Genomic DNA, 16,746 nt, shown 5'->3' on the forward strand with positions numbered 1-16,746 from the left:
TAACGTATAATAGACTTATTACAACGTATCGGAGAAGAAAGAAACCATGGATATCAATGAACGCTTGCAAAACGAACAGCTTGGCGGGGGTCAACCAAAAATTAACCCTGATGAACAACGCCGTTATCTAGGCACTTTTAGAGAACGTGTCATTGCTGCTGTTAAAAAATCACAACTCAATTCACCAGCAATTCAGGCCCAGTTCGAGGCCACATTAAAGCAACACACGGACGGTAAAGTCTTAATTAGTCAACCACTCGCAGGCGATCTCTTTACAACATATGTCCGTATGGCAGTTGCGACAAATCACCCGTTCACTTTGCTGTCGACAAACGACGCAACAACAGAAGATGACCCAATCGCAGTGTTACTAGCTGCTGATGAAGCCGTTAATATCGATCAAATTTATTTCACTTAAACCAACTAGAAGGGATGTTCGTTCACGATGCAACAACCACTCGCATATCGCATGCGTCCAACAAAAATTGAAGAAATTGTTGGCCAACAACATCTCGTTGGCGAAGGCAAAATCATCTGGCGCATGGTCGCGGCGAAACGTCTCAGTTCCATGATTTTATATGGCCCACCAGGCATTGGCAAAACATCCATCGCTTCGGCAATCGCTGGCTCTTCCAAGTATGCTTTTCGCATGCTCAATGCTGCAACAGATAGTCAAAAAGATTTACAAATTGTGGCTGAGGAAGCAAAAATGTCTGGTGCAGTGGTTTTGCTCTTAGATGAAATCCATCGTTTAAATAAAGTCAAACAGGACTTTTTATTGCCCTATTTGGAATCGGGTGCCATCATTTTAATTGGCGCCACCACTGAAAATCCTTATATCAACGTCACCCCAGCCATCCGATCACGGACACAAATTTTTCAGTTAGAATCCTTAACTGAAGCCGACATTTTGTCTGCGGTGGATCGGGCATTGGCCGACAAAACTAATGGCCTCGGCCAATACGACGTCACGCTCGATGAAACGGCACGTCAACAACTCGCCCGTGCCACAAATGGTGATTTGCGTAGCGCTTTGAATGGCTTGGAATTGGCTGTCTTATCAACAAAACCAGATGACAACCAACAAATCCATATCACCTTACCAATCATTGAAGAAACCGTCCAACGTAAAGCACTTTCGGCGGATAAAGATGGTGATGCGCACTATGATGTCATTTCAGCCCTTCAAAAATCCATTCGTGGTTCAGATGTTGATGCTGCCTTACATTACGCCGCACGGATCATCGAATCCGGTGATATCAATATTCTCGCTCGACGCTTAACGGTGATTGCCTACGAAGATATCGGCTTAGCTAATCCCGGTGCTGCACAACGTGCCATAACCGCTATTCAAGCCGCCCAAAGCTTGGGGCTGCCAGAAGCACGAATCCCTTTTGCCAATGCCATTATTGAATTGGCGCTATCGCCAAAGTCAAATGCCGCCTACCGTGCAATTGATGCCGCATTAGCTGATATTCGTCAGGGCAAAAGTCGTGACATTCCGCCACACCTTAAAGACGCCCACTACAAAGGCGCCGCCGACTTGGGACATGGCACGGGTTACATTTACCCCCATGATTACGACAATGACTGGGTACCTCAGCAATATTTACCCGATCAACTGCAACAAGTGACTTATTTCCAACCAAAAGGCAATTCAAAAATCGAGCAATCATTCCAGGAAATTTATCAAACTTTGAAAACACAACAAAAAAAGGGTCTCCAGTAACCCCATTATCATCTCAAATGTCAAGACTGGTTGTGTGACCATTTTCGCGGTATAATAATTGATGAATTCCTCAGATATGCGCATTGCTACACCATCAGTTTTTTCCTTACAACCTTTATTTTTCGGTTGGGAATTCACGGCTGAAAAGATCTGCCCTTTCATTCGGTAATCTGACCAGCCTGATGAACTATCCACCTCGATAATTTCGAGGAAAATCTGCGTAGCAGTTAACGGTATCACGAGTGTTCCGGGCATGTCCCGTGCATCCATTTCGATGGATGCTTTTTTTATGGTCAAATCAGGCTAAAATACTATTATTTTTTTCATGTAAGCGTTATACTTAGTATATACCTACACTACTAAAGGAGATTTCTTATGACAGCAAACTACAACAAAATTTTGGTTCCTATGGATGGTTCAAAAGAATCAGAAGCTGCGCTTGTTCGTGCCATTGAATTGGTAAGCGAAGCTGGTGATCAAGGTGTTTTGTCAATCCTAAACGTGATTGACACACGCGCTTTCCAAAATGTTGCAAGCTTTGACGACACAATGGTTGAAGCTGTTTCTGAAGAAACACGTAAGAGCCTTGAAAAGTACAAGCAACAAGCGCTTGATGCCGGTGTAAAGAACGTTGATTATTTGATTGAATATGGTTCACCAAAGGCTTTGATTGCTAAGGAAGTGCCTAACGAAGTCCACGCCGATCTTATTGTGATTGGTGCCACTGGTTTGAATGCTGTTGAACGCTTTGTGATTGGTTCAGTGACTGAATTCGTCACACGTACTGCTAAGGTTGATGTCTTGGTTGTTCGTGGCTAAACAGCAAAAAAAATAAGCCTAACGGCTTATTTTTTTTGCTTAAAATTCAACTGTATCTAATTCAGCCAAACGTCTTTCAGCTGTTTGACGATTTGACAAATAGGCGGCTACGTGTGCGTAGTGTAAATGACGCTTGGCTTCAGCCAAATTACCACGCTTTTCTTCCACTTTTGCCAACAATTCACTCAAGTCTGGGACCCAGAACAAATCGACGCGCTTACGTAATACTTGCAACGCTTCTTGCAAAAGTTCCGCTGCGCTATCCAAATCACCACGATCAATCAAAAATTCAACATGACGTTGCCGCGCTTGTAATACCACATGGAACTCTAAATCATTGGCAGTAAGTAGGTCAGGTTCAAGTTCAGCGGCTAATCTAAACTTTTCTTTGGCTGCCTCAATATCACCTTGCAAGAAATAATTAGTTGCCATCTGCCGGTAAGCATAGAACAAATAGAAATCACCTAATGATGGCGTCTTCTTGTCAACCGCCAAATCAGCATACTGAATCACCTTCGCAAAATCTTCGCCCTTATGACTGGCTTCTTCAGCTTTGAGAATATAGTAAGCTTGCAAAGTTGGCGCGTTTTGACTCAAGGCTTTTTCAAATTCTTCAAATTCTCTCAGCGCTTCATGCTTCATTTGCAAAACAACTTTGCCTAACAGTTCCTTGGCCTTTTGGGTCAAGAAATCGCCCGACAAAAATTCTGACATATCAAGATTCAAGCGGTCTAGAATTGCTAACAAAGCATCAGCGTTTGGGACGCGATTTTGATTTTCAACTAACGAAATCGTTGCTTGCGTTGTAATCCCTTCTGCAAGTTCGACTTGAGACAAGTGCATTTTCTTACGCGCTGCACGAATTGCCTTCCCGTCGAAACTGTCATTTTTTCCGTTCTTTACCATTAATTAAACTTCCCTATTTTTTCTTCACCTAATGTGACAAATTGATAACTTAACTTGGCATTCTTCTCGAATTCTTCAAAACCATAGGCAATCATCTTTTCAACAAGTGCCACATTGTCAATATCTGAGTAATCCCACAAGCGCTTAAACAATGACATGTTTGTAAAGCCTGGTAACGTGTTAGGTTCGCCCAAATAAGGGACATCATTTTCATCTAGCAAAAAGTCCATCCGTGCTTCACCACGCAAGTTCAAAACCTTATAAGCTTTCAAAGCCATGTCTTTTACTTCTTGTGTGACGGCTTCTGGCAATTTTGCTGGGATTTCAAATTCAACGGCAGAGTTATCCACAAACTTGTTGTTGTAATCATACCAACCATCGCCATCACCCTGATTTGGTACGGCATGGGCGCCAATTTCTGAGACCAATGGTTCATCATTACCGATCACACCAACTTCAAGTTCGCGTGGGCCCTTGACTGCTTGTTCCACCAAGACTTTGTAGTCATATTGGAAAGAATCAGCCAACGCAGCCGCAAATTCTTCAGCTGTTGTGGCACGGGAAATGCCGACTGATGACCCTTGGTTTGCCGCCTTCACGAACACAACATCACCAAATGTTGCGACAACTTTATCCCAAGTCCAATCTTGCGCTGTTTTTTCATCCAAAACGACGTAATTGGTATTGCGGATATTGTTAACCGTTAGCAATTCTTTCGTCATAGCCTTATCAAAGCTGACCGCATGACCACGCAGTGGTGCACCAACAAATGGCTTATTCAAAAGTCGAAAGAGACCTTGTAGTGTGCCATCTTCGCCAAGATTACCATGCACGACTGGGAAGAAAATATCAAAATCTCCTGCTTCACGCAAAGCACTAATGCGCGCCAACGGATCCTTCGTATCAACTTTAGCCATGAAAGCATCAACAATTGGCTGTTCATCTTCTAAGGCCAACACGCGTTTTGAGCTTTCAGGATCTAGGAAATAGCCATTTTGCGCAATGGCAAATACGGTAATATCGTACTTGCCACTCGCTTCAATCGCTTGATAGTAGTTTTGGGCGGAACGCTTTGACACATCATGTTCAGAAGAGTTTCCACCAAATAATAGGGCAACGTGTTTTTTTGTCATTGTATTTTACTCCGATTTTTATTATATCAATATGAGGTAATATTATGCAAGGTATATTTTATGTCAAGTAATCTTTTGTCTGCTCGACGTAGTGATATACCGCATCAGGAACAGCCTGTCGATCTGTCAATAAAATCGCGTGAAAGAAACGTGTTCGGTTATACAGTTGATGCCACCGCCCTTCTGATTGTGGCGCTTGCCGCGTCACCAAATCTTTCCGCCATAACTTTAAGGTTAATAGCAGATAGTCTTCGTAAATCGCATGTGTTTGCGCTGCTCGCAAGGCGACCTCAGCAATACGGTCGGTTTCTCCCATCACTAAGGGTTGGTGTAGCTCGCGATAGCCCGCTAACATACTGGCCATCAAAAATAATTTGTCAGCCCGCATGAGCTTTGGCATCAACATGATTTCATTAACCGCGTTGCCAATGTGTGTAAACGCGTGCGCCCAGCCATTAGTGCCGATGAACCCGCGCGCATCACGCTCTAGGGCCGCATATAAAGCCACCCGATTAATCACATAATCCAATAAGTCATCAGACATAAAGGCCGTTTTTGTTCGCTGCGTAAATAACAAAAGTGACACTAACAACACACTGAACGATCGTCGATAAATCGCCGCATTGTTCACTTCAAAAATGTGAACAAATAATTGCTCATCAGACACCAAATCAGTGATTAACCACCGCATTTGTGACTCAGACAACAATTGATTTTGAATGATATCACTCAGGAAAAAAAACGCCCCAGTGTCACGATACTTGGGCAATGGATTGGCCAGCTGTGCCACTGCCAGACGTAGTGTCTCATCTGGAACTGGCAGCAACTGCGTCTCTCCGCCATGCGCTTGCGCAGCCGCCTCCAGTTGTTGGCTATACGCTCGCATCGCAATCAATGCCTGTTCACCATCCACTGGTAACGCCACCGCAGTGATAGGTTGCGGTGACAACTCGGCCAGTATTTCAGCCATCGTCTCCCCTAGTGATTGGAAAATCTCGCCATCACGCGTTTTATTTTTTAAAGCAATAAATTGTGTTTGTAGTTCGCTTAATGTCATCATTACATTGAAAACCCTGTCGACTCTTTAAAGGTCGCGTTCTGCTGTTGATAACCGATACTTAAAATCAGGCCAATCCCAATTAAGTTACCTAGTAGCGATGACCCACCTTGGGAAATAAAGGGTAATGGAATACCAGTTAATGGTAGCAAACCAATATTCATCCCAATATTTTCAAATACGTGGAACAATAACATCATCACCACACCAGTAGCAATATACGCATAAAAAGCATTTTGTGCTTTAAATGTGGCCGCAATGAGGCGATAAATCAAGATAAAGTACAGCGCGATGAGCAAGGCGCCACCAATGAAGCCAAAACTTTCACCAATTACTGAGAAAATCATGTCGGACTCACGCACCGGCACATAGACCTTCAAATGGCCAAAGCCTTGTCCAGTCAGTTGGCCAGAACCAATGGCCTTCAAACTTTGATACGTTTGATAACCTGATGATGAGGTATCTTGATCCGGATGTAGCCAAGTTTGGATACGGTCAAACTGGTACAATTTGAAGCCCAAAGCATCCAAAATTTGTTTCCCGGTTGCTGATGTTACTAATGCCAATAATGTAATCCCAATTGCCGCTACTGCTGCAATGACGGGACCCAGAATACGCCAAGTCACCCCTGATACAAGGGCAACACCACCAAAGATTGCCATAAACACGAGCAATGTGCCCAAGTCATTTTGCATCGCAATCAAAACAGCGACTGGTAAGAAGCATAATGCCATCTTACCTAACAATAACCAATCCGAATGCACATCATGATGCTCATATTGGCGATTGTGTTGGGCCACCACCCGACTTAACATCAGGATAAACGCTGGCTTCACCACTTCGGACGGTTGGAAAGAAACTGGCCCGAAAACAAACCAGGATTTAGCACCGGTCGCTGCCGCCATCCCCCGGTTATAAAAGATCAAAACGGCCACTAGCAAAAATATGCCTAAGCCGTAGGCCACTGGCGCTAATCGCCAGAGTTGAGAGGCATCAAATCGCAACAAGAAGGCAATGATAATTGCCCCTAAAACCCAAAACACACCCTGCACAATTGTCGCCCGCAAAGCCGATTGCATCGTGCCATACTGTGAGTTGAGTGCTGCTTCGAAAATCGAACTCAGACCAATAATCATAAATAGCAAAAGAATTAAAATAATGCCCCAATCCAATTCTGAACCGGACGTACGATTACTCATTTGTCGTGAAGGTCGTTGCATGTTGATGTTACCTCGTTTTATGTACAAACCCTTATCATGTTCATGATAAGGGTTTTTCTGATTATTTTATTGATATAAGTTAAAACTTGCTAAAATAGCTTCAATTGCTTCGTCTTGTGTTTTCGCTTGGTTAATCACTGCTTGCTGCCCAAAATAACCAACAAAACCACGATCTGCAGGTGCAACGTAACCAATCTGTTTCTTATCAATCAAGACTTGTGTTTGGTTTTCGACAACCACAAGCTCAACACCAAAATTTTGATTTTTCTTCCGCATATTACAATCCTTTACGCCCTGATTTCATGTGTTCAAGCAATGCCCCAGCACCTTTAGCCACATTATCTAGTGGTGAATCAGACACAACAACTGGTACTTCTAATGCGTCAGACAACAATTGGTCCATGCCATGTAGCAAAGCCCCACCACCCGTGAGCATGATACCACGATCAATAATATCAGCCGCTAATTCCGGTGGTAGCTTAGCCAAAACAGAGTGCGTGGCACGAACAATTTGTTGCAACGTGTCATGGAGTGCTTCTTCGACTTCGTTTGAGTTAATCGTAATCGTTTTTGGCATCCCTTCAAAATTATCACGGCCACGCACTTCCATCGTCAATGGTTCATCAACTGGCAAGGCTGAACCAATTTGAATTTTGATTGTTTCTGCTGTACGTTCACCGACGATCAAGTTGTGACGGCGCTTAAGGTAGCCCACAATGTCAAAGTTCATTTTGTCACCGGCCACGCGAATTGATTCAGACACTACGATATCGCCAAGTGATAGCACCGCAATATCTGATGTCCCACCACCCATGTCAATCACCATTGATCCAACTGGCTTAAAGATATCCAATCCGGCACCGACAGCGGCAACCTTTGGTTCATATTCCAGATAAACCTTGGCACCACCTGCTTTTTCCGCGGCTTGAATGATCGCCTTGCGTTCGATTTCAGTGATGTTTGTTGGGGCACAAATCATAATGTTCGGCTTTGACATGAAGCCCTTAACATTCAACTTATTGACAAAGTACGTCAACATGGCTTCGGTGACGTCAAAGTCTGAAATAACCCCATCTTTCAAGGGACGGACAGCCCGAATATTGCCAGGTGTCCGACCAACCATCCGGTAAGCTTCAGAACCGACTGCTAATACACGATCTGTTTTGTCATCAACTGCTACAACAGAAGGTTCGTTCAAAACGATACCCTTACCTTCTACATAAATGAGAACATTGGCTGTTCCCAAGTCAATGCCGATATCTTTTGCCATGTTTTGTCTCCAGTTTTTTTATTTTTATAAACGGGCGTACAACGCCGACTTGTCTACATAATCTAGTCAATTATACCACAGTTGCCAATCGTTTTTGAGCTACTTTCCAAATACCGTCGCTGGTAGGACAAGGATCCAATTCGTAATAGAAATAAAGAAACTCGCCACCAAATAGCCTAAAGCAATCGCCAAAATAATCTTTAAAAAGCCGGCTTGTTTCGGCGTATATGGCATAAACTTGGCGAAATTAATTGGCTTAATTGTCCAAAATACAAAATACATGGCCAATACATTGAGACTCAGCATAACGATTGGATTCATGTTGCCCCCCTTTTTTTGATCATATTATTGTAATCAATTATAACAATATGCGCGATACTTTTGTCACAGTAACCACTTGCAATAAAAAACAAGACACCGGTTCAATACGCGGCATCTTGTTATTTTCATTTCTGTTGTGTCAAATCAACATCTTCCAATTTAACAATGTGAGTTTTGTGACGAATTTTGTAGCCAACGTATAATACCACGAAGAGTGGCACTGATAAGTAAGTCACCGCAAGCTTCTCTAGATTAAACTGTGAAAAACTTGCCGGATCCTGACCAATAATCACCCCAATTGAAATCACTAGCGCAAACAATGGACCAAATGGGAACCATTTTGCTTTATATTTCAATGCATTTAAATCTTTTCCCTGCGCAACGTAGGCACGACGGAAACGGTAATGCGACAGCGCAATCCCAACCCAAGCGATGAATCCGGTCAAACCAGAAGCATTCACAAGCCAAGTATAAGCCACTGACCCACCCTTCGTGTTTGAAATAAAGGCCAATAAACCAATTGCAGTCGTCAAGAAGAGGGCCGCTACTGGTACGCCACGGGTTGACAATTTTGCAAAAATCTTTGGTGCTTCACCCTTACGTGCCATGGCATATAACATACGGGTTGAGGCATAAGAACCTGAATTAGCTGATGACACAATTGATGTCAAGATAACCGCGTTCATCAAACTGGCAGCAAAGGCAATCCCAGCATTCTTAAAGACAATTGTAAACGGTGATTCGGCAACATTCTTAGTTGATGCACTCAACAAGCTCGGATCACGGTAGTAAACCAAAGCCGAAATGACGAAAATGGCCATAATATAGAAAAGTAAAATGCGCCAGAAAACTTGATTGATCGCCTTAGGCACAGACTTTTCCGGATCTTTAGCTTCACCAGCAGTAATCCCAATTAACTCAGTACCTTGGAACGAGAAGCCAGCCACAACAAAGACTGACAAAATAGCTTGCGGACCACCGACAAAACCATGGTTCCCAACGGATAGGTTTTTCATCACGTTAATATCTGAATGGATAACCCCAAAAATCGTAGCGACACCCACAATCAAAAAGGCAATAATCGTGATGACCTTTATCATTGACAGCCAAAATTCGGTTTCGCCAAAGGCTCCCACGGAAAAGAGGTTAATCAAGAAAATGAACACCATAGCCACCGCTGAAAAAATCCACGATGGCGTATTAGGGAACCAAAAGTTTGACACCAAACCAACAGCCACAATATCGACGGCCAATGTGATCGCCCAGTTAAACCAGTAATTCCAACCCATCGCAAAACCCAGTGCGGGATCAACATAGCGACCGGCATAATCAGAAAAAGAACCTGATGTTGGTGAATAAGTTGCCATTTCACCTAAACTGGTCATCAAGAAATAGACCATGACACCAATTGCCAAATAGGCAACAATCGCCCCTGAAGGACCAGCTTGGGCAACCGTCGCACCGGAAGCCACAAACAAACCTGTTCCAATTGAACCACCTAAAGCAATCATTGACACATGACGTGTCTTGAGATTACGTTTCATCTCACCATTATGTTCTGCCATTAACATTCTCCCTAATCGGGGCAAATAAAAAGCCCCTTTCTTGTAAATAGAAAGAGGTCTAAAAAGTTATTTTATCGTAACTTTTCAAAGCACACCACGTCGCCGTGACAGTCTAACAACTATTCGTTGTTAGCCCAATTCCCCGCTGCCTTGCGAGAAATTTCGGCAACCGCCCCTTTCGCGTAAAATCACTGTTCTTGGCGAACTCATTTACGTTACTCATGTTGGTTGCAACCTCTTTGATAACTTGAATATCATATCATCTTTAAATTAAGGTGTCAATTTCTAATACATGACGCCAATGTTTTGCATGCCGACGATACTGCTGTTCGCTCAATTGCCACCAAAAATAGCCAAAACATAGTGCCCCAAGCTCACTCGATAGCGGCATGCCATTTTGCTGCATGCGCGCTAACGCCATCAGACACCAGCCAAACACAACCAGCAGTTGAATTCCCCACTGCCATTGCCAGTTAGCTGTTAATCTTGGCACAATAATAACGGCAATAACCGCCAGAATCTGAAACCACCAAACTAACAAGAGATCTGGCATCATTGATCCCTTTTTGAAACCCTTGTCCCAATAAGTGGTTAACACCGTCGATAATAATTCAACCACCAGCAACCCTAAGATCTGCGTGGCAATCAACCAACCCATGGCAATTTTATAATTGACCAAGTAGAACAACCCAGATAGACCGATAATCCCTAAAATTGCCAACCAGTAATGCGTCAATAAACCAGCAAAACCAATCCCTTGTTGTACAAACTGCGGTATAAAATTATGTACTGCTAATTCTGCCCCATCATTCATAACATGTATAAACAGCAAATTAAACCGTACCTGAATGGCCAAAATCAAAAACAAACCACCAAAAATCAACATCAGGCATTTTCTTAATTTATCGGGTTGAATTAACATGCATTGAACTCCCTTGTCTGTTGCTCATAATCATTGTACCATTATCGCCAATATCATTAGTTGAATTTCATAATTTTGCGCTTTTTTAACTTTGTCTTTATATTCACGTGTTATGATGGTTATAATTGTGATCCCCTATCATTAGGCTAAAATGATAGGCTAATCTAGCAACATTTTAGGAGATTAATTCGTATGGAGCCTCAACCAGATTCACGCGCGCACCGACATCAAGTGCCAAAGCACAAGCTACGTAACCTGATTTTTATTGGTATTGCCATGCTTGTGTTTGTAATCGGCTGTTTTGCTTGGTTAACCATTCACAACACAAAAGGTGTTATCGACAAATCATATTCTGGTGCCGGCCTCACCAAATCCCGTGATGTATCCGAAGTGATTAAAAGCGGTCGACCCATTTCAGTTTTATTGTATGGCACGGATACCGGTGAGTTAGGTCGCACTTATCGTGGTCGTACTGATTCCATGATGCTATTGCTTATTAACCCTAAAACTGAACAAACAACCCTGATCTCACTACCTCGTGACGCCATGGTCTCAATTGACGGTTATGAAAATACTTTCCCACAAAAATTGAACGCGGCTTACGCTTTTGGTTCAACTGCTACGTCAATTAAAACAGTAGAATCATTTTTGAACATCCCCATCGACTTCTATGCCCTCGTCAACATGGGTGGCCTAGCAACGATGGTTGATCAAGTTGGTGGTGTATCCGTCAAATCACCACTCGATTTTACCTATAGTCAAGAAACTGCCCACAATTATGGTCCTAATCTCTACCGTTTCCACAAGGGTAGTAACAAATATGAGCATTCTGACGATAACGGTGTAACTTGGTCCGATTCAAAAACGGTGATGAATGGTGATGCTGCTCTGGCCTTTTCACGTATGCGCTATGGTGACCCGACGGGCGATTATGGTCGTCAGCAACGACAACGTTTAGTTTTAGAAGGCCTCATCAAAAAGTCAGCCAATGTGTCCAGCTTACTCAACGACAAGTTCATGACCACTATTTCTAAAAATGTGCGAACTGACCTCACGTTTGGTGATATGACAACAATGGCTAGCAAATATATTAAAGCCAAAAATCATATTACCACCGAACACATGCAAGGCGTGACCACCAATTATCCCGATGCTGCCGGTAACGATGTCTCTTATGAAGTGATACCACAAACGGAAAAGCAACGGGTCACGGATCTCGCTAGAAAAGCCCTTGGTCTTAAAGCCGCGAAAACTGGCCGCCCTTATGGTGGTAAAATCCCATCAAGTCTCGCCAATATCGCGGCATCATTACGCCAAGCAGGCGATAATAGTAACGACGAAACCGATACAACGACAGCACAATAAAAGCACCATGCCAAATGGCATGGTGCTTTTTTATCATGTTTTATCCAAAGTAATCAATGCCCATCGCATGGCGGACATCTTTCATCGTCGCTTCTGCCACCACATTGGCACGTTCTGATCCAGTTTTTAACATTTCCAGCACCGCCGGAATATCCTGAGCAAATAGTGCACGTCGTTCACGAATTGCTGCCATTTCGGCTTCCATCACGTCAATTAAGTGCTTTTTTAGCTTCATATCACCTAGACCACCAGCCGTATAGTGTGCCTTCAATTCAGCCACGCGTTCTTTGTCAGGATCGAAAATGTCAAGGTATGTGAAGACAACGTTGCCCTCAACATGTCCAGGATCGTCAATATTGATGTGCAACGGATCAGTATACATCGCCTTCACTTTTTTGGCCAATGTATCGGCATCATCAGAAATATAAATGCCATTACCCAACGACTTAGACATCTTAGCATTGCCATCGATACCAGGTAAACGCCCTTGTCCCTTCGGTGGAAAGACACCGACTGGTTCAACAAGGACATCAGATTGGTAGGCATTGTTAAATGACCGCACCAACTCACGGGCTTGTTCTAACATTGGTTCCTGATCGTCCCCAACCGGCACTTTAGTGGCACGGAAAATGGCAATATCAGCAGCCTGTGACACCGGATAAGTTAAGAATCCAGCAGGGATTCCCTCACCAAAGCCTTTTTGTGAAATTTCTGCTTTCACAGTCGGATTACGTTGTAACCGTGCTACTGACACCAAGTTCATAAAGTATTCTGTCAGTTCAAATAACCCTTTGATTTGTGATTGTACAAAAATCGTTGTTTTTGTTGGATCAATCCCAACCGCCAAATAATCCAAAGCAACTTCTGTTAGTGACTGCCGAATTTTTTCTGGATTACGCGCATTATCTGTAAAAGCTTGCGTATCAGCAATCATCACAAATGGTTCATATTCGCCTGAATTTTGCATTGCCACACGATTTTTTAATGACCCAATATAATGACCGATATGCAACTTACCAGTTGGTCGATCACCTGTTAAATAAATTTCTTTAGACATTTTAACTTCCTCTATTAAAAACGTGCAACATGCACTCTACCTCTTATTATACGGTAAATTTCACAATGTTCATAGCCAAAAAGATTAAAAATACCCTTGACTTAAAATGTGATAAACATTAGAATAATATCATTATATGACGATAGGAGATTGATACGATGAAATATGCAGTAGTTGGCGCAGGCGCAATGGGATTGCGATACGGTATTCTCCTTCAGGAAAATGCAGGTGTCCCAGTGGACTTTGTTGAACCCACCCAGGCGAGTTTAGATAAGATTCGTGCGCAAGGCGACAAAGTTTGGAAATCACGTGATCACAAAGACCGTCATGACATTAAAATCAACATTTTCTCACCTGAGGAATATGATGGCGCGCCCGATGTCTGGATTTTCTTTATGAAGCAAATGCAGCTACAAGATACCCTCGATCGTCTGGCACTGAAATTCAAACCTGGTCAAACAGCCTTAGGTGCTATGAATGGCATGGGTCACATTGAAAAACTACAGCAATATTTCGATGATGAACAGATTATTGGCGGTACAGCCATGATCGCGACTGTCTTAAACGATTTTGGTGACGTCGACTTTATGGGCGCAGAAGGCGCTGGTTCTTCTGTCTATGCCAATTTGACAGAGAAACCTTCCGCAACCATGGATGCCCTCCTAACTGACTTTGAAGCTGCGCATTTAAACCCAAGTTACACCGAAAATTTCATGGGTACACTGCTGACTAAAGTCTTCTTCAATGCCGTTGAGAACTCAATTGCAACAATGTTTCAATCGCGGATGGGCCAACTCATGGCTTATGACAATTTCCTGGAAGGCGTTGCGCGCCCACTCATCAACGAAGCTTACGATGCCGCTGAAGCTGCTGGTATCGAACTCATCGAAAGTCGTGATGATATGGTGGCGCAAGTTGACTATGTCTCAAACGTGGCCAATCCCCTCCATTTCCCTTCTATGTACCAAGACTTTGTGAAGGGACGGCCAACCGAAGTCGATTATATCAACGGCTGGATTGCGGACCTTGCGGATAAACACGGTACCCAAGCACCAAATCATCGTTTGGTCACCAATTTTGTCCACTTAGCTGAATCAATGCGTGAATTCACGCCACCTGTTAATAAGTTAGCCCCAGATTATACTGGTGCTTAATAAAAAAGCATGCCGCAGCATGCTTTTTTATTGTGCTAACAAGGCCAATGTTTCAGCGTGTTGGACACCATTAAAGTATTTATCAAGTGCTTGTTGGTAAAGGGGTGTCTCCGGCGCCACTTGATTAAATAGTGTCAAACTGGCTTGGAACTTTGGTGCATCTACTGCGCCAAACACAGTCACCGGATCGTTACCTGCCAATGCCAGCGTCGTGGCGACAATCGCCTCTAAACGCGTCCGAAGTACTAGATCTGCCAAATAAGCTTGCGCCTCTTTGGCATCAGCTAATCCATAATAAATGGCCCGCTCACTTTTACCCAAAGCGCGTAATTGCGGTAAGACGTACCACATCCAATGCGTCTGCTTTTCGCCCTGACTTAATTCTGCTAACGCATCAGTGTACGTGTTAACCCCGACAATTTCGCCGTTTTGCGCATCCACAAAGCGCTGTAAGGCTGAATCAAGCGTGATATTTTGGACAGCACCAGTTGCTTGGTACTTTCTAAATAAACGATTTACTGCCCGCCCTGCAATCGTCAGGTGCATATGATCAATCGTTTGAGGTGAGACCCACTTTTTGGCATCGATTTCCGTCTCGTCAATATCTGTTTGTTCAGCCGTCCAATCCGTTAAATGAAAAACCGTCGTATAGAGTTTTGCACGGTCGCCATTTGGATAATGCGCCACAAATTGTTTGCCGGATACCGTCCCGATCAATTGCAGGTTTTTCGGGTCAGCCGTGATGCCTGCTTCTTCCGTCGCTTCTCGCGCGGCATTCTCTTGCCAAGATAATTCTGGTTCAACGTAGCCCCCAGGAAACGCCCAACCATCAAAATCCCGATTATAAATCATCAGCAATTCACCTTGTCGGTTTTCAATCACCACATCGGTTGTGGGCATCACTAATTCAAAATCGTAACCTACCTGTTCACGAATTTTTGCAACATAAGAATCTGCGTATGGCATGACATTGTTTATCCAAGTTATGACTAACTTAGCCCTTTCTTACCTTATCCTATTTTCCTCATTATAGCAGTAAATGATCCGGTACCCAATAATTGATACTGTCACACTGAAAACTTATTGGCAATTTGTTCAATATCTTTAATGACCAGCGAGATTGTGCCATTATCATGATTGATAAATTCGACTTTTGAGCGATCTTGATAGACCGCCATTGGGATTGAAACTTCAATCCCTGAATCTAATTTAAATTTTTGCACACAGTACTTCTTTTCATATTTTGGCGTATTCTCAACTGGTACTTTGGGGGCAACCGCCTTTTCGGTTAACTTTTCTTGATATTGCGCTTGGGCCGTCAAATTATCTGGAAACGCCTGTTCAGCAATTGCGGTCGTATCAATCTGGCCCGTTGATAAGCCGTCATAAATGACTGCCTGAGTCATCGCTAATGCCTCATGCGCCAGTATATCATCAAACTTTTCAGCCACAGACTTCACCGTTCGCTTAATGGTCTGAATATTTTCTTTCAACGACGTTTCGGGTGTCAACGCCAGAAACTTTTCCGAAAAGTAGGCACAACGTTGGCCATCAATCACATATTTTTTCTCTAATAACTGATAACGTTGCGTCGTCAAATCAACGATAATCGCCTCATCGACGGTTTGACTACTAGCTGGCAAAACTGTTTGGTTCAACACCAAATTATTCACCATCTGATCGTCAATATAGGTCACAGTGTGCGCATAACGTGGTGAAAAATTCAACTTAAGTAAGCCAAAAATTGGGCCATCATCTGACGTCGCCAAAAAACTCAACATGTCCCCTGCTGGCACAGCATCACTAGCAGCAATAAGATCAAATAATTTTGTGGCTAATGCCGTCGTCATCTCTGAAAAATCAGGATTAGCTAGCATCGTTGCCAAATAATCTTGCGCTGTCAAAGTACCTTGTTTCACATCCCCGGCTGACACTTTGGCGACCAGTTTTTCAATATACGCTTGTACGCCAGCATTATCTAAGGGCATCTCCCCTTGTGACGCGATAAGACTACCTGTGTTCGTGTCTAGAATGTGTAACATTGCATGTTGGATAATCATCTTTGCATCCTTTACGTTTAATCATTTTATTATATCATGCACGCGAATACCGCTATCTTGCGGATAACAAAAAAGTCGATAAACCTAACGGTTTATCGACTTATCACGTATTATCGCGTAGCTAATTACTTCTTCTTGTCAGACTTGCCTTTGTGGTCCTTGCCCTTA

General features: G+C 43.2%; 17 protein-coding genes and 1 riboswitch. Of the genes, 5 read left to right on the forward strand and 12 right to left on the reverse strand.

Annotated elements, in window-relative coordinates:
• Positions 1-46 precede the first annotated feature (46 nt).
• The 3 genes from ACW12G_RS02950 to ACW12G_RS02960 all read left to right on the forward strand — a co-directional run bounded on the left by ACW12G_RS02950 (position 47) and on the right by ACW12G_RS02960 (position 2,548).
• Positions 47-418: a YueI family protein gene (locus ACW12G_RS02950; RefSeq protein WP_147000804.1), complete on the forward strand. Its 372-nt coding sequence runs from the start codon at positions 47-49 to the stop codon at positions 416-418.
• 27 nt (positions 419-445) lie between these two features.
• A complete protein-coding gene (locus tag ACW12G_RS02955) occupies positions 446-1,729 on the forward strand; it encodes a replication-associated recombination protein A (protein ID WP_048700407.1) in 1,284 nt (427 codons plus the stop codon).
• 375 nt (positions 1,730-2,104) lie between these two features.
• Positions 2,105-2,548: a universal stress protein gene (locus ACW12G_RS02960; protein WP_010004088.1), complete on the forward strand. Its 444-nt coding sequence runs from the start codon at positions 2,105-2,107 to the stop codon at positions 2,546-2,548.
• A gap of 39 nt (positions 2,549-2,587) precedes the next feature.
• Here ACW12G_RS02960 and ACW12G_RS02965 read toward each other — a convergent pair whose 3' ends face one another.
• From ACW12G_RS02965 to ACW12G_RS03005, 9 genes are all read right to left on the reverse strand, one after another.
• A complete protein-coding gene (locus ACW12G_RS02965; RefSeq protein ID WP_455647230.1) occupies positions 2,588-3,454 on the reverse strand; it encodes a helix-turn-helix domain-containing protein in 867 nt (288 codons plus the stop codon).
• On the reverse strand, positions 3,454-4,587 hold the full coding sequence (locus tag ACW12G_RS02970; RefSeq protein WP_048700401.1) for a D-alanine--D-alanine ligase family protein: 1,134 nt from the start codon (positions 4,585-4,587) through the stop codon (positions 3,454-3,456). Before ACW12G_RS02970 ends, ACW12G_RS02965 begins: the two co-directional genes overlap by 1 nt.
• A 58-nt stretch (positions 4,588-4,645) precedes the next feature.
• Positions 4,646-5,647, reverse strand: a complete 1,002-nt coding sequence (locus ACW12G_RS02975; protein WP_455647231.1) for a DUF2785 domain-containing protein — start codon at positions 5,645-5,647, stop codon at positions 4,646-4,648.
• Positions 5,647-6,864, reverse strand: a complete 1,218-nt coding sequence (locus ACW12G_RS02980) for an FtsW/RodA/SpoVE family cell cycle protein (RefSeq protein ID WP_147000807.1) — start codon at positions 6,862-6,864, stop codon at positions 5,647-5,649. Before ACW12G_RS02980 ends, ACW12G_RS02975 begins: the two co-directional genes overlap by 1 nt.
• 66 nt (positions 6,865-6,930) lie before the next feature.
• Entirely contained in the window at positions 6,931-7,140 is a 210-nt protein-coding gene (locus ACW12G_RS02985) for a DUF2969 family protein (protein ID WP_010001017.1), read from the reverse strand.
• 1 nt (position 7,141) lies between these two features.
• On the reverse strand, positions 7,142-8,134 hold the full coding sequence (mreB, locus tag ACW12G_RS02990; RefSeq protein ID WP_029510347.1) for a rod shape-determining protein: 993 nt from the start codon (positions 8,132-8,134) through the stop codon (positions 7,142-7,144).
• A 99-nt stretch (positions 8,135-8,233) separates the two neighbouring features.
• The gene (locus tag ACW12G_RS02995) at positions 8,234-8,455 is read right to left on the reverse strand and encodes a DUF1146 domain-containing protein (RefSeq protein WP_010001015.1); all 222 of its coding nucleotides are present in this window, start codon (positions 8,453-8,455) and stop codon (positions 8,234-8,236) included.
• Between the two features lie 125 nt (positions 8,456-8,580).
• A complete protein-coding gene (locus ACW12G_RS03000) occupies positions 8,581-10,020 on the reverse strand; it encodes an amino acid permease (protein WP_048700396.1) in 1,440 nt (479 codons plus the stop codon).
• A 79-nt stretch (positions 10,021-10,099) separates the two neighbouring features.
• Positions 10,100-10,268: riboswitch (Lysine riboswitch) on the reverse strand.
• A 17-nt stretch (positions 10,269-10,285) separates the two neighbouring features.
• Positions 10,286-10,942, reverse strand: a complete 657-nt coding sequence (locus tag ACW12G_RS03005) for a phospholipid phosphatase (RefSeq protein WP_270746689.1) — start codon at positions 10,940-10,942, stop codon at positions 10,286-10,288.
• Positions 10,943-11,134: 192 nt separating this feature from the next.
• On the opposite strand from ACW12G_RS03005, the gene ACW12G_RS03010 reads away from it, so the two are divergent.
• On the forward strand, positions 11,135-12,307 hold the full coding sequence (locus ACW12G_RS03010) for an LCP family protein (protein WP_455647232.1): 1,173 nt from the start codon (positions 11,135-11,137) through the stop codon (positions 12,305-12,307).
• Positions 12,308-12,347: 40 nt separating this feature from the next.
• Here the strand turns inward: ACW12G_RS03010 and trpS are convergent, their stop codons facing one another.
• Positions 12,348-13,364 carry a tryptophan--tRNA ligase gene (gene trpS, locus ACW12G_RS03015; RefSeq protein ID WP_048700390.1) on the reverse strand — a complete coding sequence of 339 codons (1,017 nt, stop codon included), beginning with the start codon at positions 13,362-13,364 and terminating at the stop codon, positions 12,348-12,350.
• A 158-nt stretch (positions 13,365-13,522) separates the two neighbouring features.
• Between trpS and ACW12G_RS03020 the strand changes: the two genes are divergently transcribed.
• The gene (locus ACW12G_RS03020) at positions 13,523-14,518 is read left to right on the forward strand and encodes a ketopantoate reductase family protein (RefSeq protein ID WP_455647233.1); all 996 of its coding nucleotides are present in this window, start codon (positions 13,523-13,525) and stop codon (positions 14,516-14,518) included.
• A gap of 27 nt (positions 14,519-14,545) precedes the next feature.
• Here ACW12G_RS03020 and ACW12G_RS03025 read toward each other — a convergent pair whose 3' ends face one another.
• Together ACW12G_RS03025 and ACW12G_RS03030 are read right to left on the reverse strand one after the other, a co-directional pair.
• Positions 14,546-15,484: a DUF1810 family protein gene (locus ACW12G_RS03025; protein WP_455647234.1), complete on the reverse strand. Its 939-nt coding sequence runs from the start codon at positions 15,482-15,484 to the stop codon at positions 14,546-14,548.
• A gap of 101 nt (positions 15,485-15,585) precedes the next feature.
• Positions 15,586-16,578 (reverse strand): nucleoid-associated protein, encoded by a 993-nt coding sequence (locus tag ACW12G_RS03030; RefSeq protein ID WP_455647235.1) that lies wholly within the window; start codon positions 16,576-16,578, stop codon positions 15,586-15,588.
• Positions 16,579-16,746: the final 168 nt, after the last annotated feature.

The organism is Leuconostoc sp., from assembly GCF_965300815.1.